23 protein-coding genes and 7 tRNA genes are annotated in these 19,938 nt (G+C 66.1%); 11 read left to right on the top strand and 19 right to left on the bottom strand.

Annotated features, from left to right (window positions below; genetic code table 11):
* Positions 1-15: 15 nt before the first annotated feature.
* The 4 genes from QLQ83_RS19115 to QLQ83_RS19100 all read left to right on the top strand — a co-directional run bounded on the left by QLQ83_RS19115 (position 16) and on the right by QLQ83_RS19100 (position 1,539).
* The gene (locus QLQ83_RS19115) at positions 16-348 is read left to right on the top strand and encodes an ElaB/YgaM/YqjD family protein (protein ID WP_282737066.1); all 333 of its coding nucleotides are present in this window, start codon (positions 16-18) and stop codon (positions 346-348) included.
* Positions 348-743: a phage holin family protein gene (locus QLQ83_RS19110; RefSeq protein ID WP_282737065.1), complete on the top strand. Its 396-nt coding sequence runs from the start codon at positions 348-350 to the stop codon at positions 741-743. Before QLQ83_RS19115 ends, QLQ83_RS19110 begins: the two co-directional genes overlap by 1 nt.
* Complete coding sequence (locus QLQ83_RS19105) at positions 730-1,008, top strand: YqjK-like family protein (protein ID WP_282737064.1); 279 nt, start codon at positions 730-732, stop codon at positions 1,006-1,008. The genes QLQ83_RS19110 and QLQ83_RS19105 overlap by 14 nt, the downstream gene beginning before the upstream one ends.
* Positions 1,009-1,083: 75 nt before the next feature.
* Positions 1,084-1,539 carry a CopD family protein gene (locus tag QLQ83_RS19100; protein ID WP_282737063.1) on the top strand — a complete coding sequence of 152 codons (456 nt, stop codon included), beginning with the start codon at positions 1,084-1,086 and terminating at the stop codon, positions 1,537-1,539.
* A gap of 12 nt (positions 1,540-1,551) precedes the next feature.
* Here QLQ83_RS19100 and QLQ83_RS19095 read toward each other — a convergent pair whose 3' ends face one another.
* Positions 1,552-2,199 (bottom strand): hypothetical protein, encoded by a 648-nt coding sequence (locus QLQ83_RS19095; RefSeq protein WP_282737062.1) that lies wholly within the window; start codon positions 2,197-2,199, stop codon positions 1,552-1,554.
* A gap of 64 nt (positions 2,200-2,263) precedes the next feature.
* Positions 2,264-3,439, bottom strand: coding sequence for a BaiN/RdsA family NAD(P)/FAD-dependent oxidoreductase (locus QLQ83_RS19090; RefSeq protein WP_282737061.1), 1,176 nt, complete (start codon positions 3,437-3,439; stop codon positions 2,264-2,266).
* A 256-nt stretch (positions 3,440-3,695) separates the two neighbouring features.
* Between QLQ83_RS19090 and QLQ83_RS19085 the strand changes: the two genes are divergently transcribed.
* Entirely contained in the window at positions 3,696-4,787 is a 1,092-nt protein-coding gene (locus tag QLQ83_RS19085) for an efflux RND transporter periplasmic adaptor subunit (protein WP_282737060.1), read from the top strand.
* Complete coding sequence (locus QLQ83_RS19080) at positions 4,787-7,900, top strand: efflux RND transporter permease subunit (protein WP_282737059.1); 3,114 nt, start codon at positions 4,787-4,789, stop codon at positions 7,898-7,900. The genes QLQ83_RS19085 and QLQ83_RS19080 overlap by 1 nt, the downstream gene beginning before the upstream one ends.
* 70 nt (positions 7,901-7,970) lie before the next feature.
* On the opposite strand, the gene QLQ83_RS19075 is transcribed toward QLQ83_RS19080, so the two are convergent.
* Both QLQ83_RS19075 and QLQ83_RS19070 read right to left on the bottom strand, forming a co-directional pair.
* Entirely contained in the window at positions 7,971-8,396 is a 426-nt protein-coding gene (locus QLQ83_RS19075) for a DUF3617 domain-containing protein (protein ID WP_282737058.1), read from the bottom strand.
* 162 nt (positions 8,397-8,558) lie between these two features.
* Positions 8,559-9,119 carry a flavin reductase family protein gene (locus QLQ83_RS19070; protein WP_282737057.1) on the bottom strand — a complete coding sequence of 187 codons (561 nt, stop codon included), beginning with the start codon at positions 9,117-9,119 and terminating at the stop codon, positions 8,559-8,561.
* A 573-nt stretch (positions 9,120-9,692) separates the two neighbouring features.
* Here QLQ83_RS19070 and QLQ83_RS19065 point away from each other — a divergent pair.
* On the top strand, positions 9,693-9,908 hold the full coding sequence (locus tag QLQ83_RS19065) for a hypothetical protein (protein WP_282737056.1): 216 nt from the start codon (positions 9,693-9,695) through the stop codon (positions 9,906-9,908).
* A 2-nt stretch (positions 9,909-9,910) separates the two neighbouring features.
* Positions 9,911-10,561, top strand: a complete 651-nt coding sequence (locus QLQ83_RS19060) for a hypothetical protein (RefSeq protein ID WP_282737055.1) — start codon at positions 9,911-9,913, stop codon at positions 10,559-10,561.
* Between the two features lie 31 nt (positions 10,562-10,592).
* Here the strand turns inward: QLQ83_RS19060 and QLQ83_RS19055 are convergent, their stop codons facing one another.
* Both QLQ83_RS19055 and QLQ83_RS19050 read right to left on the bottom strand, forming a co-directional pair.
* The gene (locus tag QLQ83_RS19055; RefSeq protein WP_282737054.1) at positions 10,593-10,727 is read right to left on the bottom strand and encodes a hypothetical protein; all 135 of its coding nucleotides are present in this window, start codon (positions 10,725-10,727) and stop codon (positions 10,593-10,595) included.
* Positions 10,728-10,768: 41 nt separating this feature from the next.
* On the bottom strand, positions 10,769-11,749 hold the full coding sequence (locus QLQ83_RS19050; protein ID WP_282737053.1) for a LysR substrate-binding domain-containing protein: 981 nt from the start codon (positions 11,747-11,749) through the stop codon (positions 10,769-10,771).
* A gap of 220 nt (positions 11,750-11,969) precedes the next feature.
* Here QLQ83_RS19050 and QLQ83_RS19045 point away from each other — a divergent pair, with 220 nt between their 5' ends.
* Positions 11,970-12,860 carry a DMT family transporter gene (locus tag QLQ83_RS19045; RefSeq protein ID WP_282737052.1) on the top strand — a complete coding sequence of 297 codons (891 nt, stop codon included), beginning with the start codon at positions 11,970-11,972 and terminating at the stop codon, positions 12,858-12,860.
* Between the two features lie 366 nt (positions 12,861-13,226).
* Here the strand turns inward: QLQ83_RS19045 and QLQ83_RS19040 are convergent.
* The 7 genes from QLQ83_RS19040 to QLQ83_RS19010 all read right to left on the bottom strand — a co-directional run bounded on the left by QLQ83_RS19040 (position 13,227) and on the right by QLQ83_RS19010 (position 17,759).
* A tRNA-Ser gene (locus QLQ83_RS19040) sits at positions 13,227-13,314 on the bottom strand.
* Between the two features lie 116 nt (positions 13,315-13,430).
* Positions 13,431-13,934, bottom strand: coding sequence for a YiiD C-terminal domain-containing protein (locus QLQ83_RS19035; RefSeq protein WP_282737051.1), 504 nt, complete (start codon positions 13,932-13,934; stop codon positions 13,431-13,433).
* Positions 13,935-13,936: 2 nt separating this feature from the next.
* Positions 13,937-14,497 carry a nitroreductase family protein gene (locus QLQ83_RS19030; protein ID WP_282737050.1) on the bottom strand — a complete coding sequence of 187 codons (561 nt, stop codon included), beginning with the start codon at positions 14,495-14,497 and terminating at the stop codon, positions 13,937-13,939.
* Positions 14,498-14,683: 186 nt separating this feature from the next.
* The gene (gene queF, locus QLQ83_RS19025; RefSeq protein WP_282737049.1) at positions 14,684-15,523 is read right to left on the bottom strand and encodes an NADPH-dependent 7-cyano-7-deazaguanine reductase QueF; all 840 of its coding nucleotides are present in this window, start codon (positions 15,521-15,523) and stop codon (positions 14,684-14,686) included.
* A gap of 1 nt (position 15,524) precedes the next feature.
* The gene (locus QLQ83_RS19020; RefSeq protein ID WP_282737048.1) at positions 15,525-16,298 is read right to left on the bottom strand and encodes an ABC transporter permease; all 774 of its coding nucleotides are present in this window, start codon (positions 16,296-16,298) and stop codon (positions 15,525-15,527) included.
* The gene (locus tag QLQ83_RS19015; RefSeq protein WP_282737047.1) at positions 16,295-17,257 is read right to left on the bottom strand and encodes an ABC transporter ATP-binding protein; all 963 of its coding nucleotides are present in this window, start codon (positions 17,255-17,257) and stop codon (positions 16,295-16,297) included. Before QLQ83_RS19015 ends, QLQ83_RS19020 begins: the two co-directional genes overlap by 4 nt.
* A 70-nt stretch (positions 17,258-17,327) precedes the next feature.
* Positions 17,328-17,759 (bottom strand): MarR family winged helix-turn-helix transcriptional regulator, encoded by a 432-nt coding sequence (locus tag QLQ83_RS19010; RefSeq protein WP_282737046.1) that lies wholly within the window; start codon positions 17,757-17,759, stop codon positions 17,328-17,330.
* An 86-nt stretch (positions 17,760-17,845) separates the two neighbouring features.
* Between QLQ83_RS19010 and QLQ83_RS19005 the strand changes: the two genes are divergently transcribed.
* Positions 17,846-18,412: a YIP1 family protein gene (locus tag QLQ83_RS19005; RefSeq protein WP_282737045.1), complete on the top strand. Its 567-nt coding sequence runs from the start codon at positions 17,846-17,848 to the stop codon at positions 18,410-18,412.
* 97 nt (positions 18,413-18,509) lie between these two features.
* Here the strand turns inward: QLQ83_RS19005 and QLQ83_RS19000 are convergent.
* The 6 genes from QLQ83_RS19000 to QLQ83_RS18975 all read right to left on the bottom strand — a co-directional run bounded on the left by QLQ83_RS19000 (position 18,510) and on the right by QLQ83_RS18975 (position 19,266).
* A tRNA-Gly gene (locus QLQ83_RS19000) sits at positions 18,510-18,584 on the bottom strand.
* Between the two features lie 26 nt (positions 18,585-18,610).
* Positions 18,611-18,686, bottom strand: a tRNA-Glu gene (locus QLQ83_RS18995).
* Between the two features lie 107 nt (positions 18,687-18,793).
* A tRNA-Gly gene (locus QLQ83_RS18990) sits at positions 18,794-18,868 on the bottom strand.
* Positions 18,869-18,894: 26 nt separating this feature from the next.
* Positions 18,895-18,970, bottom strand: a tRNA-Glu gene (locus QLQ83_RS18985).
* Between the two features lie 122 nt (positions 18,971-19,092).
* Positions 19,093-19,167: transfer RNA gene (locus tag QLQ83_RS18980), tRNA-Gly, on the bottom strand.
* A gap of 23 nt (positions 19,168-19,190) precedes the next feature.
* Positions 19,191-19,266, bottom strand: a tRNA-Glu gene (locus QLQ83_RS18975).
* A 192-nt stretch (positions 19,267-19,458) separates the two neighbouring features.
* Here QLQ83_RS18975 and msrB point away from each other — a divergent pair.
* The gene (msrB, locus tag QLQ83_RS18970; protein ID WP_278031319.1) at positions 19,459-19,860 is read left to right on the top strand and encodes a peptide-methionine (R)-S-oxide reductase MsrB; all 402 of its coding nucleotides are present in this window, start codon (positions 19,459-19,461) and stop codon (positions 19,858-19,860) included.
* The last annotated feature ends 78 nt before the right edge of the window (positions 19,861-19,938 follow it).

The raw sequence follows: 19,938 nt of genomic DNA, 5'->3' as shown, positions 1-19,938 counted from the left end.
CAGAGGAAGACCCCGATGGCCAATAAAGCGCCCCGTGCCAGCGAATCCACCCAGCAGCTCAAGGAAGACCTGCACCACCTCACCCAGACCATCGAGGAGCTGGTCAACGCCACCGCCGATGACTCCCGCAGCAACATCAAGGAACTGCGCGACCGCGCCGAGAAGCGCCTTAAAGAGACCCGCGAACGTCTCGAGAGCCGCGGAGAGCGCCTCTACGGCGAGGCCCGGGATAATGTCACCCAGCAGGCCGAGGCCTGTGACCGCTACGTCCACGAAAACCCCTGGACCAGCATCGGCATCGGCGCTGGCGTGGGGGTGGTCGTCGGCATGCTCATCGGGCGGCGCTGATGTCGGCGAGCCAGGGACCGGCTCAACGCCTGTTCGCTGCCGGTAAGCGGCTGCTCGGCAGCCTGCTCGACATCGGCGAGACGCGCCTGCGCCTCGCCGTGCTCGAGCTTGAGGAGGAACGCGCCCGGCTGATGGGCCTGATGATGCTGGCTGGGCTGAGCCTGATCCTGCTGCTGCTGGGCATCGGCGTCCTCACCACCCTGGTGATTGTTGCCTTCTGGGAGACCCATCGGCTGGCCGCCATCGGGGTGAGCGCCCTGGTGCTGCTGGGCAGCGGGAGTCTGCTCGCCCTGAGGGTGATGCAGCTGGCACGGCGCCGTACCCTGCTGGCCGGCACCCTGCGCCATCTGGCCAGCGACCGCGAGCTGGTGGAGACGTCGCGTGAATCGCGCTGAACGCCGGGCCCGCAAGGCCGAACTCGAACACGCCATCGAGCAGCAGCGCGTGGACCTGCTGGTGGCTGCCAGCCGCTGGCAGTCGGCGAGCCGGTCCATTGACCGGGGATGGCACACCCTGATGCGCTTCAGGACCCCGCTGCTGGCGGTGGGGGGGCTGCTGCTCTACCGCGGCGTGCGACGCCCCGGCGGTGTCGTGCGCCTGGTCGGCCGCCTGACCACCGGGGCACTGCTCGTCAAGAAGGCGCGCCGGCTGCTGCGCTGACCCTTTGTAGGCTGACCGGCGGCACGGCCCCGCCGCATCCCCTGCCACGCCCTAACCGCCCGAAGGAACCCAGCCATGTCCCTTGCCATCACCCTGCATCTCCTGGCCGCCACGATCTGGGTCGGCGGCATGTTCTTCGCCTGGATGATCCTGCGGCCAGTGGCCGTGGAACTGCTGGAGCCTCCCCAGCGCCTGACCCTCTGGTACCGCGCCTTCCAGCGCTTCTTCCCTTGGGTCTGGGCCGCCGTGGTGGTGCTGCTGGCGACGGGGCTGTGGATGCTGTTCGGGGTGTTCGGCGGCATGGGCAGCGCGGGCGTCCATGTCCACCTGATGCTGGTGTCGGGGCTGGCGATGATGGCGATCTTCCTGCACATCTGGTTCGCCCCCTACCCTCGCCTGGGCCGGGCCGTGGCCGGCGAGGACTGGCCCGCGGGCGGTCGGCAGCTGGGGCAGATCCGCCGGCTGATCGGCATCAACCTGATCCTGGGCCTTGCCACCGTGGCCATCGCCTCCGGTGGGCGCTTCCTCTGATCACGGCAGGCCCTAGAACATCGCCTCGACCGGCGCCTTGACGTGACCACCCGGCACCCACTTCATCCAGCCCTCGCCCCTGCTCAGCTGCTTCGCCAGGAAGCGTCGGGTACGGGCCTGGTTGTCGCTGTCGTCGCGAGCCCAGACCGCCAGGGTGGCCACGAACAGGGCCGTCAGGGCCACTTCCTCGACCTGGGCGCGGCGACTGCCGTAGCGGGCCTCCAGTCTGGCCGCCTCGCGCAGCCACTGGATGGTCCGTGACAGATCGAAGACCATCGGCACCCAGGTATGCAGATGCGGCGGGTGTGCCTTGTGGCACAGCATCTCGACGGTGACTCGGCGATGGGCCGCAAAGGCCTCGAACCAGGCCCGCAGGCAGTGTTCGAGGCGCGAGCGCTCGGGCCACGCGGCGAACCCCTCGGGGGGCTCGTCCAGCATCGCCAGCCAGCCCCTGCGAAACCAGGCATTGGCCACCGCATCGAGATCCCGGTACTCGGCCAACAGCCGACTCGTGGACAGCTCGAGGCGGGCGGCCACCTCGGTCAGGCGTACGGCCCCCCAGCCATCGACCTCGCCCTGGCGAATCGCCTCCATCATGATGCGCTCACCACAGGATGTCTCGTCGCCCCGCGCGTCGCGGTGAACAGACGTCATGCTCATGTCGGCCCTCCCCACTCTCTCCTGCCTGAGAGCAGCATAGTCCCGGAACAGGGAAGGTGTGGCGCTAGAGTGCGTTGCCGCAGGCCACGCCGGAGGCCCAGGCCCACTGGAAGTTGTGGCCGCCAAGCTCGCCGGTGACGTCCAGCACCTCGCCGATGAAGCGCAGTTGGGGCAGTGCCGGGACGGCAAAGGTCTTCGACGAGACGGCCCGAGTATCCACCCCCCCCATCGTCACCTCAGCGGTTCGCCAGCCCTCCGTGCCGGCAGGCTTGATCTGCCAGGCCTGCAGGGCCTCGGCCCAGGCCTGAAAGCGGTCATTGCCGTACTCGGCGAGCACCCCATCGTCGTCATGCCATTCGACCAGCGCCTGGGCCAGACGCTTCGGCAGACGCTCCCCCAGCCAGGTGGAAAGCCGCCGCTTCGGCGTCTCGCGCCGGGCGCGGCAGAGCGCCTCGAAGGCATCGACGCCCGGCAGCAGGTCGATGGAGAGGGTGTCCCCGGGGTGCCAGACACTGGAGATCTGCAGCATGGCAGGCCCCGAGAGCCCGCGATGGGTGAAGAGCATCGGCTCGCGGTAGGTCTTCCCGCGGCAGGTCGCGGCCACCTCGCAGCTGACCCCGGCCAGTGCCTCGGCCCGCGCCTTCCATTGCGAGGTCAGGGTGAAGGGCACCAGGGCGGCCCGGGTCTCAGTGACCGCCAGCCCGAACTGGCGGGCGATGTCATGGCCGAAGCCACTGGCCCCCATAGTGGGGATCGACAGTCCCCCCGTCGCCACCACCAGGGCCCCACAGTCGATGGGCCCCAGCGAGGTCGCCAGCCGCATGCCCTCCCCGCGCCGTTCGACGCCTTCGACGGCGGTCTTCAGGCGCAGCTCCACCCCCGCCCAGTCGCACTCGGTGAGCAACACGCGCAGGATCTCCTTCGAGGAGTCGGCGCAGAACAGCTGCCCCGGGGTCTTTTCCACGTACTCCACGCCGTGGCGCTCCACCAGCTCGACGAAGTGCTCGGGGCGGTAGCGCTTGAGCGCCGAGATGCAGAAGGCGGGATTCTCCGAGGAAAAGTTCGCAGACCCCGAGGCCAGGTGGGTGAAGTTGCAGCGCCCTCCGCCGGACATCAGGATCTTCTTGCCCGCCTTGTTGGCATGGTCGACCACCAGCACCCGCCGTCCGGCGTAGCCGGCGGTGAGTGCACACATCAGCCCGGCGGCACCGGCACCGATCACTACCACATCGTATGTCACGACCTTGCTCTCCCGCGGGGTCTCGATCCAGGCCGCGCATTCTAGCAGCCCGTCGCCGTGTCGCCGACCGGCATCGAGCCGGCGCCAGGCCGCCTGTTACATTTCCCATTGCTGTACATGTCTTGTACAGTTAAGAGACACTAGAACGCTTGTGCATTGTTGTCACACTCTCTCGCTGCCAGGCGTTTAGGCTTCAGGGAAGCGACCCGACGGACCGGGCGCCCGCTCACCGCTCACCGACAAGAACGACCACTCCATGATCCCATCGCGTACTCGCCTGCTCCTGCTGCTCGGCCTGGCAGCAGTGATGCTTTCCCCGATGCTGGCCGCCCAGCAGCCCACCGCGGTGATCGCCGCCCGCGCCAGCATGGCGGCCTGGTCCGACCCCCTCGAGGCCCTGGGCACCCTGCACGCCGACGAGAGCGTGACGCTCTCGGCCACCGTCACCGACACCATCCGCGAACTGAACTTCCGCGATGGCGACACCGTCGAGGCCGGCCAGCTGCTGGTGCGGCTGGCCGATGACGAGGCCCAGGCCGACCTGCGGGCCGCCCAGGCGCGGCGTGACGAGCGTCGCAATGCCGTGAACCGTCTGGCGCAACTGCAGAATCGCAACCTGGCGCCGAGGGCCGACGTGGAGGATGCCCGGGCGCGGCTTCGCCAGGCCGAGGCAGAGATCCAGGCCCTGGAGGCCCGGCTGGCCGACTACCGCATCATGGCCCCCTTCGACGGCGTGGTGGGATTTCGCGATGTCAGCGTCGGTGCCCTCGTCTCCCCGGGCACGGAACTGGTCACCCTGGACAAGCTGGACATCATGAAGCTCGACTTCACCCTGCCCGAGCTCGCCCTGGGGCAGGTGGCGCCAGGCCTGCCGCTGACCGCGGTCAGCGGCGCCTTTCCTGACACCACCTTCGCGGGCGAGGTCGCCACCATCGGCGCCCGCGTCGACCCGGTCAGCCGCAGCGTCACGGTGCGTGCCGCGCTCGAAAATCCCGATCACCGCCTGAGACCCGGCATGTTGATGCGGGTCGTGGTCGAGCGTGCCCCGCGGGAGACCCTGGTGATGCCCGAATCGGCGCTGATTCCCCAGGGAGAACGTCAATTCGTGCTGGTGCTGGACGAGGCGGACCAGTACCGGGTCGAACGGCGTCGGGTGGTCATCGGTGCCCGCCGTGAGGGCGAGGTGGAGGTGCTCGAGGGACTCGAGGCCGGCGAACTGGTGGTGGCCCATGGCACCGAACGGGTCCGCGACGGCCAACCGACTCGCCTGCTGGGGGTCCTCGATGACGAGACCAGTATCCCCGAGCTGCTGCGCCGTGGGCGTGACGCCGCGGAGGCGAACGGCTGATGCGCCTCTCCGACGTTTCCGTCCAGCGGCCGGTGCTGGCGGTGGTGCTGGCGGCCCTGATCGTGGCCTTCGGGCTGCTGGCCCTGCAGCGCCTGCCGCTGCAGGAATACCCCTCCATCGATCCGCCGGTGGTCGGCATCGACACCCGCTACCCCGGCGCCTCGGCCAGCGTGGTCGAGACGCGCATCACCCAGGTGCTGGAGGATCGCATCTCCGGCGTCTCTGGCATCGAGGTGATCTCCTCCTCCAGCGAGGACGGCCGCTCCAGCATCAGCGTGGAGTTCGGCCTGGACATGGACATCGATGCGGCCGCCAACGACATCCGCGACCGCATCTCGGGCTCGCTGGACAACCTGCCCGAGGAAGCGGACCCGCCGGAGGTGCAGAAGGCCGATTCCAGCTCCGACGTGGTGATCTGGCTGTCGCTGTCCGGTGAGGGCTTCTCCATGGCCGAGCTCACCGACTACGCCAACCGCTACCTGGTGGACCGCTTTTCGGTGCTGCCCGGGGTTTCCCAGGTCAGGATCGGCGGAGGGCAAGAGTATGCCATGCGGGTCTGGCTGAATGCCGATGCCCTGGCGGCCCGCGACCTGACCACCGGTGACGTGGAGGATGCCCTGCGCGCCGAGAACGTGGAACTGCCCGGCGGGGCCATCGAGTCGCGGGAGCGCCAGTTCATCGTGCGCCTGCCACGCAACTTCGCCACCCCCGAGGACTTCCGACACCTGGTGCTCGACCAGGGACGCGACGGCTACCTGGTGCGCCTGGGGGATGTGGCCCGAGTCGAGATCGGGGCCGTGGAGGCACGCACCATCTTCCGTGGCAACGGCACCCCCATGGTGGGGCTGGGCATGATGAAGCAGTCCACTGCCAACGTGCTGGAGATCTCCAAGGGGGTACAGGCGGAGATGGGGCGCCTGCAGGATACCCTTCCAGAGGGCATGAAGCTGCGCCTCAACTTCGATTCTTCGGTGTTCGTCTCCGGCGCCATTTCCCAGGTGGTGCAGACTCTGTTCATCGCCATGGGCCTGGTGGTGGTGGCGATCTTCCTGTTCCTCGGCAACCTGCGCACCACCCTGATCCCGGCGGTCACGGTACCCATCGCCCTGATCGGCACCTTCGCCGCCCTGGCGGTGATGGGCTTCACCATCAACCTGCTGACCCTGCTGGCGCTGGTGCTGGCCATCGGGCTGATCGTCGACGACGCCATCGTGGTGCTGGAGAACATCCACCGCCGCATGCACGACCACGGCGAGACCCCGCTGGTGGCCGCCTTCCGCGGCACTCGCCAGATCGCCTTCGCGGTGATCGCCACCACCCTGGTGCTGATCGCGGTGTTCGTGCCGCTGAGCTTCCTGCAGGGCGACATCGGCCGGCTCTTCTCGGAGTTCGCCCTGACCCTGGCCGCGGCCGTGGCCATCTCCAGCCTGCTGGCGCTGACCCTGACGCCGATGATGGCCTCCAAGATCCTCAAGGCGGACATGCACGAGGGGCGACTGGCCCATGGCGTGCAGTGGGTGCTGGAACACTCGCGCTGCGTCTATCGCCGGCTGCTCGAGCGGGTCCTCAAGCTGCGCCTGCTGGTCCTGGCGCTGTTCCTCGGCATCATCGGCGGCATGGTATGGCTGAACGGCGAGCTGCCCAACGAGTACACTCCCAGGGAGGACCGCGGCAACTTCTGGGTGCTGGTCAACGGCCCGCCAGGCGCCACCTACGACTACATGCTCGACTACATGGACGAGATCGAGGCCCGGCTGCTGCCCATGGTGGAAGCCGGGGAGATCGAGCGCGTGGTGGTCCGCGCGCCGCGCGGGTGGGGGAACATCGAGAACTTCAACAGCGGCTTCGTGATCGTCAACCTGGCCGACTGGGGCAGCCGGCGTTCGGCCTGGGCGATCATGGACGAGGTGCGCCAGACGGTCGGCGACCTGCCCGGGGTGCGTGCCTTCCCGGTGATGCGGCAGGGCTTCGGGTCAAGCGTCGAGAAGCCCGTGCAGTTCGTGCTGGGGGGCGGCACCTATGAGCAGCTGGCCGAGTGGCGCGACACCCTGATGGCGCACGTCCGTGAGGACAATCCGCGGCTGACCGGCCTGGACAGCGACTACGAGGAGAACCAGCCCCAGCTGCGCGTGGACATCGACTACACTCGCGCCGCCGACCTGGGGGTCACCATCACGGAGATCGGCCGGACCTTGGAGACGCTGCTGGGCGGACGCAGCGTGACCCGCTACGTGGACGACGGCGAGGAGTACGACGTGATCCTCGAGGGGGAACCCGGTGCCCGGCCCAGTCCCTCGGCCCTGGAGAATATCCGGGTGCGCTCGGAGCGCACCGGCGAGCTGATTCCCCTGGGTAACCTGGTCTCTCTCACTGACTTCGCCGGGCCGAGCACCCTCAATCGCTTCAACCGCATCCGCGCCATCACCTTGCAGGCCGACCTGGAAAGCGGCTATCCGCTCGGCGAGGCTCTGGCCTACCTGGAAGCCACGGTGGACGAGATCCTTCCCCCCGAGGCCCAGACCGACCTCAAGGGGGCCTCCCGGGACTACCAGGAGGCCAGCGGTGCTACCAGCTTCCTGCTGGGGCTGGGCATCCTGGTGGTCTTCCTGGTGCTGGCCGGGCAGTTCGAGAGCTTCGTGCATCCCTTCGTGATCATGCTCACCGTGCCCCTGGCGATCTGTGGTGCCCTGCTGGGGCTCTACCTCACCGGGCAGTCGCTGAACATCTACAGCCAGGTGGGGCTGGTGATGCTGGTGGGGCTCGCCGCCAAGAACGGCATCCTGATCGTGGAATTCGCCAACCAGCTGCGCGACCAGGGCGTGGCCTTCCACGAGGCCCTGGTGGAAGCTGCCGTGACCCGGCTGCGCCCCATCGTGATGACCGCGGTGACCACCATGGCCGGCGCTGTGCCGCTGATCGTCTCCAGTGGCGCCGGCGCCGAGACCCGACTGGTGATCGGCACCGTGATCCTCTGTGGCCTGGCCGCTGCCACCCTCTTCACCCTCTTCGTGGTTCCGGTCGCCTACGACCTGCTGGCGCGGCGCACCGGTTCTCCGGGCGACGTGGCACGCCGCCTGGAACGGGAGTTGGGCGAGACGCCCGCCGGCTATTGACCGGGCGGGCATACCAACGACGAAGGCCACCCCGCGGGGTGGCCTTCGTCGTTGGAGTCGGGACGAGGATTCAGCAATCCCCGATGCGTCGTCCCTCCATGGTCGTGGTCATCTTCATCTCACCTACGGGCGAGTCGACCAGGATGTCGACGTTGCCCTCGACGCGCTCACCGAGGAAGTCCATGCGGCCGATAATATCGGCCTCGCCGCCCTCGGCACGGCAGACCATGCGGTAGTCCAGCCCGTCGACCGTGACCTCGTGCTCGAGCAGCTCGCAGCCTTCTTCTTCATGGATGAAACTGAACTCCTCGTCGTCGATGTCGCCCTGGGCGATGCACTCCTGATGGGTCTCGGTCTGGTCGGGGATCGGCAGGTCACCCTGCACGAAGGTGTTGCTGGTGAACTCCCACTGGCCCGGCTCGATGTTCGGAGACTCGGCAACGGCCGCCAGCGGCAGCGCGAACAGCAGGCCGGCAAGAAGGGGACGGAACGACATGGAGAATCTCTCCCTGGTGATGGGTGGCATGCCACGCCCTCGGCATGAGGCCCAGCATAGCCCAATCGACGTCCATCCCCAATCCGGCCCCGCTCGGGAGAAGCGACGGGGCGAGCCCCTTACCCCATGCCGGAGCGGATGCTGCCGATGGCGATGGTCCCCTCACAGCATCTGCGGCAGGAACTGGCTGCGCCGGTCGATGATCTCGCCGGCCATCATGAAGACACCGTCGCCCGTATAGTGCAGCGTTTCGGGATAGGCTGGCGTCGCTCGGGCCTGGGCCGCCACCACCTCCCAGATGAAGAAGTCATGTCGGTCGACCAGGCTGTCATCGGCGAGTCGGCACTCGAAGTGGGCATGGCACTCCTCGATCAGCGGGGCCTCCACGGCCGTCGCCGGCGATGCAGTCAGGTCGAAATGGTCGAACTTGTCGATCTCGGCGCCGCTGCTGTTGCCGATCCCGATCACCTGGTCGGTCAAGGCCGTGGTCGGCAGGTTGATCACGCACGTCCCGCTGCGGCGAATGAGGTCGAAGCTGTGATTGCCGGAGGAGATGACGCAGCCCACCAGGGAGGGCGAGAAGGCCATCACGGTATGCCAGCCCATCGTCATGATGTTACGCTCCCCCCGCCAGGCCGAGGAGACCAGCACGATGGGGCCAGGCTCCAGGTAACGGCGCACCCGGTCCAGCGGCACGGCAACCTTCTCGACATCGTCACGCATCGGCTTCTCCCCCTGGAGTGGAAACGAGAACTCCGGCCCCGGCGCCCTTCTCCATCGGCCCTCTCCCACTACAGTCTGGCCACCACGGCGCGGCCCTGCCAGCGGCCAGGTCGATGCCCGTGACCTGCAGCAGGCCATCGATGCCATCGAGCAGGCCAAGCAAGCCCACCCCAGGATCAGCCTCTATGCGGAGATCGACGACATGCGCTGGATGACCTTCACCACCCTGCTTCGTGACCTGGGCTTTGGTCTGCCACAGATCGCCTAGCCCTCGCACTATCACCGCGAGCCACCATTGACATCTCACGACCAGGCTAGCTATCGTTACCAAAGCGCCGATTTGAGTCTCAGCTTGCGGGCGCTCTACAAATGCCGCTAAAGCGACGCCAGAGGCCCGCTTTAGCTTATGAAAAGCGGGTTTTTTGTTGATGGGCCTTCGGGCCACCGCCGATTTAAGCACCAACTTGCGGGCGGGATAGAAATGCAGCTAAAGCGGCGTGCGACTCCACTCCCCTGGGTCGGCGCTTGCCGAACCACGCTTTCCAAGGCACACCAGGGGAAATGGAGACGATCATGACGCACCGCACCACCGCCTCGCACAACCCAACCGCCGTTGACGACGTCGCCGCCTTATCGGTGTCGCGTCGCGATACCCTGGCCGCCCTCCTCGCCCAGGACGAGGTCGTGCGACCGGAGCTGACCAATGCCGCCATTCTCGGGGCGCAGCGCGCATCCCGGGGCCCTCGCCCTGCCGACTGCGCGTCCCACACGCTCTCGGGGAGGCCATGACCATGAACCTGCAACAGGAACTGCTGCTCAGGACCCAGCACCTGTCGGACGCCGATGTGCTGCGTGGCATGGGCTACACGACGGCCGACGAGACGGCCCTGGGGCATCTGCACGCCATCCGGAAGAGTCCCTATCTCGGCCTCGAGAAGACGCACCGCGATGCCCGCTACGGCGAGCGCGGCTTTCTCGAGGCACTGTGCCGCTGTGCCGGGCTCGACGAGGCCAACGCCCGGCCCGCCATCGAGACCCTGGAGAAGCGACTCGCTGAGGACCGCGCGGCCTTTCGCCACTGGTTGTTCGCCGAAACCGACTATGTGCGTGGCCCCGGCACGCCGATCTTCGCCATGGCCTTCACCGAGCACTTCCGCCGGCTGAGGTTCCCGCTCGGCTTCTGGCGACTGCCATGGGAGGCACGGCTGGCGGCCGCCTGCCAGAAGGTCCGCGACCACATGCAGGAGAGCGGCGGCAAGTTGGTCACCTGGGGTGAGATCAAGCGCTATCATTACTGCTACGCGGAGAAGCGCAGCATCGTCATTTCCACGGCGGGTGAGGTGATCGGCGAACAGGAGGGCTTCGATCCGCCACGCGCCACCTTCGGGCTGGCGGGCAGCGACGAGAACCTGCCGGACCGATTCGTGGAGGACGACGAATAGGACCGCTCACTCCCAGGGGCGGATAGTGCGTTCAGAAGGCGACGTCGAACACCAGCGGCACAATAGGGCAGAGCGCGACGATGATCGCCGGCAGGCCGATCACGTTGCGCCGGATCGCCGCCCGGATGATGTTTCGGATCGGCAGATCCCCGGTGGCGAACGCCACGTCAGGTTCAGGAGGTGCCTTCCCTCACCTTCCCTACAGGCCTACAGGACCCGGCGTGTCCTGCCCCTCTGGGACGATTCAGCGGGAGGCTGCTGCACGTGCCCTGCCGCTGCCGCTTCCGCCTTGGTCCAGGCGATGAAACTCTGAACCTGCTGGTTACCGATGGCGTCACGGGTCGCAACGATATCGTAACCGATGCTCGTCTCCACGATGTCCGGAAATGCACGCACCAGAAGCCCTGCCGCGACCAGATCGCTCAGTATCGGCAGGCTACCAAGGACGACCCCTTGTCCCGCAATCGCCGCCTGGACGGCCAGGTTGTAGTCGCTGAAGCTGACCCCTCGTCGAGCATCTATGTGTCCGGCTCCCAGCGTCTCGAGCCAGGGCTCCCACCCCACCCACGCCCGAGTTGCCGTGGCCCAGGTCAGGGCTGAGGTATCCCAGTGAATCAGGGTGGCGCGAGAGAGGTCGTCCAACTGGCGCAATCCCTCATGGCGCGAGGTCAGCGATGGACTGCAGAAGGCACAGAGCTTCTCGTCGAACAGCCGGTAGGCCACATCCCCCTTCTCCGGAGCGACGCCGAAACGAATCGCCACGTCCGCCGCGCCCCTTTCAAGATCCGCAAGGCGAAGTGAGGAATCGATCAGCACATCGATGTCGGGATGCATGGCGCGGAACCGCTCGAGCCGGGGTACCAGCCAGGCAGTGGCGAAGGAAGGTTCGGCGGAGACGACCAGGCGTTGAGGGTTACGGTAGTCCCTCATCTGGCCAACCGCCCGTTCGATCTGCAGGAAGCCTGCCGTCAGTGATTCCAGGCCAACACGGCCGGCCGGCGTCACCTTCAGGCCGCGCCCACTGCGTTCGACGAGTGCTATGCCCAGGTGCTCTTCCAGCTTGCGCACCAGTTGCTTCACCGCCGCCGGCGTGACATGGAGCTCGTCGGCAGCAGGCACGAAGCTCGAATGGCGAGCAGTAGTCTCGAAGGCGCGAAGCGCATTGAGAGAAGGCAGAGGGCGTTTCATAAAAGAAACTTTATCTAACCTCTATGTATAGATCAAATACATTGCATGATGCCCTTTATTAAGGAAAATAGCTGACATCGCTCGCATCAAAGGTAAGAAAAGTTACGTTATGGCCGTTTCGGCGATAACGGCTTCCGCGCAGGAACACACTGACTCGCCATGGTTCGGCTAGCGCGGAGCAACTCGCCCCCGCCCTCACGCAATAGCAAGGCCATGTCTCATGCAACCCGATCAGCACACGCTTCTCGCCTCCGCCATCGTTCTCGCCACGGGGGTGCTATGGGGGTTCTACTGGCTACCGGTTCGCGCCCTGGGAGAGATGGGCCTGGCGGGCGCCTGGGGGACAGCCGCCATCACCGCGGGCACGGTGGTACTTCTTCTGCCCTTTGCCGTTCGACATCGCCGCCAAATGGCCCGAACCCGACCGATCGCCCTGCTCTCGGTCGCCTTGGGCGGTGCCGCTTTCGCGCTCTACTCGATCGGCTTCCTCTATGGACGAGTCGCGATCATCATCCTGCTGTGGTTTCTCAGCCCGGTGTGGAGCACGCTGATCGGCCGCTTCCTGATGGGTTGGCCGACGCCCCGCCTGCGCATTGTCGCCATTGTCCTGGGCCTGGCAGGACTGGCCATCATGCTGGGGGCCGACGGCAATCTACCGCTGCCTCAGGGAGCAGGTGAGTGGATGTCATTGATGGGCGGTATCCTCTGGTCTTTCTCCACCACCGGCATCCGCGCCCGATCCACCATTACGGCCCTGCCCGCCGCCTTCATCTTCGCCCTCGGCGCGGCAGTGACGGCGCTGGTTCTCGCCCCGACACTTGAGCCGGTGCCCAGCCTTGTCTCGAGTCAGGCTTTCACGATCACGGGGCTGGCACTGCTGACGGGTGGCCTCTGGTGGGGCTTGACCCTTGTGGCATTGATGTGGGCGACGGTCCGGCTTGAGCCGGCACGCGTCAGCATCCTGCTGATGACGGAGGTGCTGGTGGGGGCGCTCTCCGCAGCCCTCCTCGCCGATGAGTCACTGACAGGCTTCGAGATCGCGGGAGGTGTCATCGTGCTCTTCGCGGGCCTGCTTGAGGTCATTCCCGCGCGCAGCCCCAGAGCGGCATGACCTGTCCAGGACTTGCAACCGACGGTTCCTGACCTGGGTGGGGCAATGTATTCCGAGGGTTGCGGCATAGCGTCACGGCACAGAATCCCCCATGTCTCGAGACGGCCGATTGATCATGCGACGCACCCTTCTGACCGGCCCTGACCGACGTGATGCTTCGCGAGGGCCTGCGCTCGATGGGGACAGAAGCCGCCTTTCATTCCAGGCTACCAACATGTCCTGGATGCGACGGCCCCCCGGTACGACCCGGTTCCGGCCAGGCGACCGCGAGGCGGACCAGAATCAGGCAGAAGGTCATGCGCATGACCTTGGCGCACCCTGAAAAAGAAAGAGCCGCTGATGTCTCAGCGGCTCTTCCGATATTCGTGGCGGAGGGGGAGGGATTCGAACCCTCGAGGCCTTTCGACCTACACACTTTCCAGGCGTGCTCCTTCGACCACTCGGACACCCCTCCGCATTGTGGTTCTCGAATCGAGCGACCTCAGCTGCGCCGTGCCTTCTCCTCCAGAACGGCGCACATGTTATCGACTTAAGTGCGCGATTGCAAGCCGTTTTCCTTCCATCACCGGCTCATGCGGCGGGCAGCACGGCATAGTCGCCGCGGGCTTCCAGGCACAGTGTCTCGCCGCACCAGAGACGCTGGACCAGGGCAATGCGACCCTTGCCGCGCAGCTCCAGCCGTTCGGCAAGGGCCGAGGGCCCATCGACGGCTTCGGGCTCGCAGGTGAGGCGATAGTCGCCGGTTACCGGGGCCAGGAAGCGCTGGCTGGCCTCGGCCACCACCACGTCACGTGCAAGCCCGTGACGGCGCAGCCAGAGGGTGGTCCAGCACCAGCCCAGCAGGGTCGTCTGGGCGGCGAGCGACCCGCCGAAACCGGTACCCTTGTCGTTCAGGCTGGGCGTGAGCGATAGCGACCAGGCCAGGCAGTCGCCGTCACGCGTCATCTGGCGGATGCCCAGCGCGGGGACCATGGGGATCGCCTCGCCCAGCCAGGCGAGGAAGTCGGCCATGTCGTCCTCGCCGCCGGCAACGGGCAACGGCAGGCGGGGGTGGGGAACGCCGATCTGTCGCATGCTCAGTCCCAGCGCTCCACGAAGGCCTCGATGTCGTGCTCGGGGATCGGCCTGTGGCGCCCGCCCGGCGTCCCGAGATAGATGAAGGCCACCACCTCGTCCTCCTCGCCAAGCCCCAGGCCCTTGCGCACCGTAGGATCGAAGGCGTATTTGCCGCTGCGCCACATGGCGCCGAGTCCCTGGGCATGGGCGGCGAGCAGGATGCCGTGGGCCGCGCAGCCGGCCGAGATCACCTGCTCGATCCTCGGTACCTTGGGGATGTCGGGCGTAACCTTGGCGATCACCGCGATGATCATCGGCGCACGCCGCGGCTTCTTGCGCGCGGCATCGAGGGCCGCGTCACCCACGTGGGGATCCTCGCGGAACTCCGCCTCGGCGAACAGCTCGCCGAGCCGCGAGAGGCCCTCGCCGGAGAACTCGATGAAGCGCCAGGGGCGCAGCTCCTTGTGATCCGGGGCCCGCAGGGCCGCCCGGTAGATCGCCTCCAGCTGCTCGGGGCTCGGCGGCGGCCCCATCAGCTTGCCCATGGAGCTGCGTTCGTGCAGCAGCGTCATCGCATCCATGTTGTTCTCCTGTTCAGGTTCTATCGGCACTCGAGGCTCAGTCCGAAAACTGCCTGCGCTCGGCCATACAGCGTTAAAAATCGGCTCAAAGTACTCATTTACACCGCGTAAACTCCGTCTTTTCGCCAATTTTTGCCTTGTCTGACCTTCGCTCGCCGACTTTTCAGACCAAGCCTACCCAAGCGGCTACTGGCGCGCCAGCCGCAGCGGCTCGGGCGGGCGTTCACCGGGGGTGGCACGCCAGGGGCTGATGTCCAGCCCGCCGCGACGCACGTAGCGCGCCAGCACCAGCAGGCGTTCCGGGCGGGCCCGGGCCATCAGGTCCATGAAGATGTGCTCCACACAGTGCTCGTGGAAGTCCTGGTGCTGGCGGTAGCCGATCAGATAGCGAAGCAGACCCTCTCGGTCGATCCGCGGGCCCCGATAGCGGATCAGCACGCTGCCCCAGTCGGGCTGGCCGGTGACCGGGCAGTTGGACTTGAGCAGGTGAGAGTGAAGCGCTTCCTCGACGACTTCCTCATCGCTCACTCGCAGGTGCTCGACACTGGGCGTGTAGTCCGTGACCTCGATGTCCAGGTCGTCCAGGCACTCGCCGGGCAGGCGGCGCGGCGAGAGCACCTCATCATCGACGTCGAACAGCTCGACGGACACCGCGGCCCCGGCGGCGCGTGAGAGGTCACTCACCAGGGTATCGATCACCGACTGGCGACTCTCGAAGCGGGTCTGGTTGAAGCCGTTGAGATAGAGCTTCCAGGACTTCGACTCGATCAGGTTCGGCGAATCCGCCGGCAGGCGAAAGCGCGCCACGGCGACCCGCGGCTTGCCGCGGGCGTTGAGCCAGGAGACCTCGAAGGCGTGCCACTCGTCCTCGCCGACGAAGGGCAAGGCGCCCTCTTCGATGCCTAGCGGCGTCCGGTTGGCCGTCCGGGTGATGGAATAGAGCAGCCCGGCATCGTAGTGCTCCGGGTAGGCGGCCTCGCGCCCCAGCGGGGCGTGCTCGAGGGTATCGGGTCGGTAATGCGCCATGTCAGCTCCTGATGCCCTTGCCGCGATTCAGCATCCACAGGGCCACTCCGAAGAGCACGCTGATGAAGGCCAGGATGGCGGCCAGCGCCCAGCCCACAGGTATATCGGAGACGCCGAGGAAGCCGTAGCGGAAGACGTTGACCATGTAGAGGATGGGGTTGAGCATCGACACGCCCTGCCAGAAGGCCGGCAGCAGCGAGATGGAGTAGAAGACCCCGCCGAGATAGGTCAGCGGCGTGAGCACGAAGGTCGGCACGATGGAGATGTCGTCGAACTTCTTGCCCAGCAGGGCGTTGATGAAGCCGCCGATGGCGAACAGCGCCGCGGTGAGCACCACCACGAACACCGTCAGCAGCGGGTGCGCCACCTCGATCCGGGTGAAGAACAGCGACACCACGGTGACGATCAGTCCCACGCCGAGGCCGCGGGCCATGCCGCCCAGCACGAAGCCGGTGAGGATCACCCAGTTGGGCATCGGCGAGACCATCATCTCCTCGATGGAACGCTGGAACTTGTTGGAGAAGAAGGATGATGCCACGTTGGAGTAGCTGTTGGTGATCACCGCCATCATGATCAGCCCCGGGACGATGAAGTCCATGTAGCTGTAGCCATCCATCTCGCCGATCCGCGAGCCGATCAGGTTGCCGAAGATGATGAAGTACATCGTCATGGTGATCGACGGCGGCAGCAGGGTCTGCGGCCAGATCCGCGTGAAGCGCTTGACCTCCTTGTGCACCAGGGTCCAGAGGGCGATGGCGATCTGGGTCGGGTTCATGCGCGTGCCCCCGCCGCTTCGGCCGCCGCCTTGTCGCTGTTGCCCTGCTCCACCATGGAGACGAACATCTCCTCGAGCCGGTTGGCGCGATTGCGCATCGACATCACCTGCAGCCCCTGGGCGCTGAGCGCCTCGAAGACATCGTTGAGGCGCTGGCCGCGGTGCACCACCACGGCCAGCTGGGCAGTATCGACCCGGCTCACCTCGAAGCCCGCCACCTCGGGCGCGGCCTCGATCGGGTGCGCCAGATCCAGCAGGAAGGTTTCGGTATCGAGCTCGGCGAGCAGCTCACGCACACTCGTGTTCCGGATGATCTCGCCGTGGTTGATGATCCCCACGTTGCGGCACAGGCTCTCGGCCTCCTCCAGGTAGTGGGTGGTGAGGATGATGGTGGTGCCCTCGTCGCGATTGATGCGGCGCATGTACGCCCACATGCTGCGGCGCAGCTCGATGTCCACACCGGCGGTGGGCTCGTCGAGGATCAGCAGCCGGGGACGGTGCATCAAGGCTCGGGCGATCATCAGCCGACGCTTCATGCCACCGGAGAGCATCCGCGCGCTGCCGTTGCGCTTGTCCCACAGGCCCAGATCGCGCAGCAGCTCCTTGGCCCGGGGCAGTGCCTCGCGACGCGACATGCCGTAGTAGCCGGCCTGGGCCAGCACGATGTCGATGACCTTCTCGAACTGGTTGAAGTTGAATTCCTGGGGTACCACGCCGAGATGGTACTTGGCACGGGCGAAGTCCCGGTCGATATCGATGCCGAAGATCGAGACGTGGCCCGCCGTCTTCTGCACCAGTGAGCAGACCACGCCCAGGGTGGTCGACTTGCCTGCGCCGTTGGGCCCCAGCAGGGCATAGAAGTCGCCCTCGGCGACGTCGAGGTCGATGCCCTTCAGGGCCTGGAAGCCATTGCCGTAGACCTTGGTCAAGCCACGGATGGACAGTGCCGGTTCGGCCATGTGCGATCCCGTCAGAGAAAAATGGAAGTCGTCGCGAGAACCCCGTGAAATGGGGATGACCCGGGAAACTTCAAGGTTCGCCCTCCCAGCCCGGCAGGGAGAACTCCTCCTGCAGGTGGCGAAGCTCGGGCTGATGCAGGGCCGCGATGCGCTCGGCCAGGTCGGCGCCCCTGGCAAGCAGGTGCACCTCCATACGGCGACGATCCGCCCGTCCGGGACGACGCTCTACCAGGCCAGCCTCCTCGCAGCGCCCGACCAGCGCCACGGTGCCATGGTGCTTGGCCTGCAGCCGCTCGGCCAGCTCTCCTACGCTTGCCCACTCGCGCCCCGTGAAGCCCTTCAGGTGCAGCAGCAGCTGGTACTGGAGGGGGGTGAGCCCGTGGTCACGACAGATGTCCTCGCTCTGGCGCAGGAAGCAGCGCAGCCGGTAACGGAAGTGTGACAGGCGCTCGAAATCCTGCTTGGTCAGGGAGTCGGGGCATGGCTCGGTGGGCCGGGACATGAGGGTTTCCTTGACAGAAGGGAACACGACGACTAATTAATATCATAACATGATACAAAACAGCGAGCCTGACCACGAGGTGCCCCATGAACGCCATGACCCTCTTCCGCCTGCCCTTCTCGCGCACTGAGGGCTGGAAGGAGCTCCAGCAGCGACGGATCCCGATCCCGGCCCTGGCCTGGCTGGTGGTCCTGCCGATGTCGCTGCTCCCCCCGCTGATGCTCTACTACGCCGGCACCCACTACGGTGACGATTTCGTCACCGGCTTCGCCGAACGCCCCTGGCGCTTCATCACCACCATCCTCTTCCTGGCCGAACTGCTGACCTTCTTCATCATGGGCTGGCTGATCCACGCCGTGGTCAACGCCCAGGAGGAACTGTCGATCGACTACCACGATGCCTACCTGCTGGCCGCCATGGCCCCGCTGCCGCTATGGAGCGCCTCGCTGGTGCTGTTCGTCCCCAGCCTGCTGCTCAACGCCCTGGCCGTGCTGGTGGCACTGGCCATCTCGTGCAGCCTGATCTACCACGGCCTGCAGGGACTGTGTCGGCGAGGGGATGACGACATGGTGGCCCAGTCGGCGACCTATACCATCATGGCGTCCGGCGTGCTGGCGTGGGGCGTGCTGATGGCCGTGGTCTGGGCATACTGATCCGCCTACCCGGAGGAGATGTAGCGGTAGATCCGGGACGGAGCGAAGTACGAAAGGTCCAGGCAAGGGCTGGAGGGAACGCGCCTGACACATCGAATGGAGCGGGAAACGAGATTCGAACTCGCGACCCTCGCCTTGGCAAGGCGATGCTCTACCACTGAGCTATTCCCGCCTGGAAGGAGCGACATGCGAGCGAAGTGGCGTCCCATAGGGGGTTCGAACCCCTGTTACCGCCGTGAAAGGGCGGTGTCCTAGGCCACTAGACGAATGGGACGCATAAGCTGTTCAAGCTTGGAGCGGGAAACGAGATTCGACTGGGCTGGCATTCCAGCTCGTGACCCTCGCTCACCTGACCTCTGTACCCAGCTTCCCGTAGGAAGATGGAGCGGGAAACGAGATTCGAACTCGCGACCCTCGCCTTGGCAAGGCGATGCTCTACCACTGAGCTATTCCCGCAGGTCTCGCACTGCCAATACCGGAAGTGGCGTCCCATAGGGGGTTCGAACCCCTGTTACCGCCGTGAAAGGGCGGTGTCCTGGACCACTAGACGAATGGGACGCATAAGCTATTACAGCTTGGAGCGGGAAACGAGATTCGATGGGGCTGCCATCAGTCGGACTGGCGCACCAGCTCGCGACCCTCGCTTACCTGACCTCCGAACCCAGCTTCCCGTAGGAAGATGGAGCGGGAAACGAGATTCGAACTCGCGACCCTCGCCTTGGCAAGGCGATGCTCTACCACTGAGCTATTCCCGCACTCCGGCACCTGATGAGTCGAGTGGCGTCCCATAGGGGGTTCGAACCCCTGTTACCGCCGTGAAAGGGCGGTGTCCTGGACCACTAGACGAATGGGACGCAATGTCTCGCCTCGTCGAGGTGCGGCGAATATTACCCAGCACCCGGGAAGCTGTCAAGCGGGTCTCGCCAGGCGTTGATATCCCGTGACCGATACTGCCCGGTGACTGGAAACACCCACCCATGTTGATGTCAGAATGGAAGTGATACGCGCTGGGCCCGCACCCGGCGCCATGACAAGGAGTAGAGGCCATGCGCAGCAAGATCCAGAAGAGCGATGCCGAATGGCAGCAGCAGCTGACGCCCGAGCAGTACCGCGTCACCCGCGAGAAAGGCACCGAGCCGCCCTTCAGCGGCCATTACCACGTGAGTGACGAGCACGGCATCTACCACTGTGTCTGCTGCAACGCCCCGCTGTTCGAGAACGAGCACAAGTTCGACGCCGGCTGCGGCTGGCCCAGCTTCGACCGTCCCTTCACGCCGAGCTGCGTGGCGGAGCAGACCGACACCAGCCACGGCATGCAGCGCACCGAGGTGACCTGCGCGCGCTGCGACGCCCACCTCGGCCATGTCTTCCCCGATGGCCCCCAGGAGACCACCGGGCTGCGCTACTGCATCAATTCGGTGGCGATTCAGTTCCACGCCGGGGAGTAGTCCCTGCCCGTTACCGCCCTCCCCTGACACGGCCGCCCATCTGCTATGATGGGCGGCCGTTTTCATTCATGCGCATGC

It is taken from the genome of Halomonas rhizosphaerae (assembly GCF_030010555.1).
Lineage (GTDB): Bacteria > Pseudomonadota > Gammaproteobacteria > Pseudomonadales > Halomonadaceae > Halomonas > Halomonas rhizosphaerae.
Note: the sequence above shows the minus strand (reverse complement) of the source record. Positions and strands in the feature narration are given on the sequence as shown.

Coding starts and splice junctions, on each gene's coding strand:
- QLQ83_RS19115 (WP_282737066.1), top strand. CDS start 16: ATGGCCAATAAAGCGCCCCGTGCCAGCGAATCCACCCAGCAGCTCAAG.
- QLQ83_RS19110 (WP_282737065.1), top strand. CDS start 348: ATGTCGGCGAGCCAGGGACCGGCTCAACGCCTGTTCGCTGCCGGTAAG.
- QLQ83_RS19100 (WP_282737063.1), top strand. CDS start 1,084: ATGTCCCTTGCCATCACCCTGCATCTCCTGGCCGCCACGATCTGGGTC.
- QLQ83_RS19095 (WP_282737062.1), bottom strand. CDS start 2,199: ATGAGCATGACGTCTGTTCACCGCGACGCGCGGGGCGACGAGACATCC.
- QLQ83_RS19085 (WP_282737060.1), top strand. CDS start 3,696: ATGATCCCATCGCGTACTCGCCTGCTCCTGCTGCTCGGCCTGGCAGCA.
- QLQ83_RS19080 (WP_282737059.1), top strand. CDS start 4,787: ATGCGCCTCTCCGACGTTTCCGTCCAGCGGCCGGTGCTGGCGGTGGTG.
- QLQ83_RS19075 (WP_282737058.1), bottom strand. CDS start 8,396: ATGTCGTTCCGTCCCCTTCTTGCCGGCCTGCTGTTCGCGCTGCCGCTG.
- QLQ83_RS19070 (WP_282737057.1), bottom strand. CDS start 9,119: ATGCGTGACGATGTCGAGAAGGTTGCCGTGCCGCTGGACCGGGTGCGC.
- QLQ83_RS19065 (WP_282737056.1), top strand. CDS start 9,693: ATGACGCACCGCACCACCGCCTCGCACAACCCAACCGCCGTTGACGAC.
- QLQ83_RS19060 (WP_282737055.1), top strand. CDS start 9,911: ATGAACCTGCAACAGGAACTGCTGCTCAGGACCCAGCACCTGTCGGAC.
- QLQ83_RS19050 (WP_282737053.1), bottom strand. CDS start 11,749: ATGAAACGCCCTCTGCCTTCTCTCAATGCGCTTCGCGCCTTCGAGACT.
- QLQ83_RS19045 (WP_282737052.1), top strand. CDS start 11,970: ATGCAACCCGATCAGCACACGCTTCTCGCCTCCGCCATCGTTCTCGCC.
- QLQ83_RS19035 (WP_282737051.1), bottom strand. CDS start 13,934: ATGCGACAGATCGGCGTTCCCCACCCCCGCCTGCCGTTGCCCGTTGCC.
- QLQ83_RS19030 (WP_282737050.1), bottom strand. CDS start 14,497: ATGGATGCGATGACGCTGCTGCACGAACGCAGCTCCATGGGCAAGCTG.
- queF (WP_282737049.1), bottom strand. CDS start 15,523: ATGGCGCATTACCGACCCGATACCCTCGAGCACGCCCCGCTGGGGCGC.
- QLQ83_RS19020 (WP_282737048.1), bottom strand. CDS start 16,298: ATGAACCCGACCCAGATCGCCATCGCCCTCTGGACCCTGGTGCACAAG.
- QLQ83_RS19015 (WP_282737047.1), bottom strand. CDS start 17,257: ATGGCCGAACCGGCACTGTCCATCCGTGGCTTGACCAAGGTCTACGGC.
- QLQ83_RS19010 (WP_282737046.1), bottom strand. CDS start 17,759: ATGTCCCGGCCCACCGAGCCATGCCCCGACTCCCTGACCAAGCAGGAT.
- QLQ83_RS19005 (WP_282737045.1), top strand. CDS start 17,846: ATGAACGCCATGACCCTCTTCCGCCTGCCCTTCTCGCGCACTGAGGGC.
- msrB (WP_278031319.1), top strand. CDS start 19,459: ATGCGCAGCAAGATCCAGAAGAGCGATGCCGAATGGCAGCAGCAGCTG.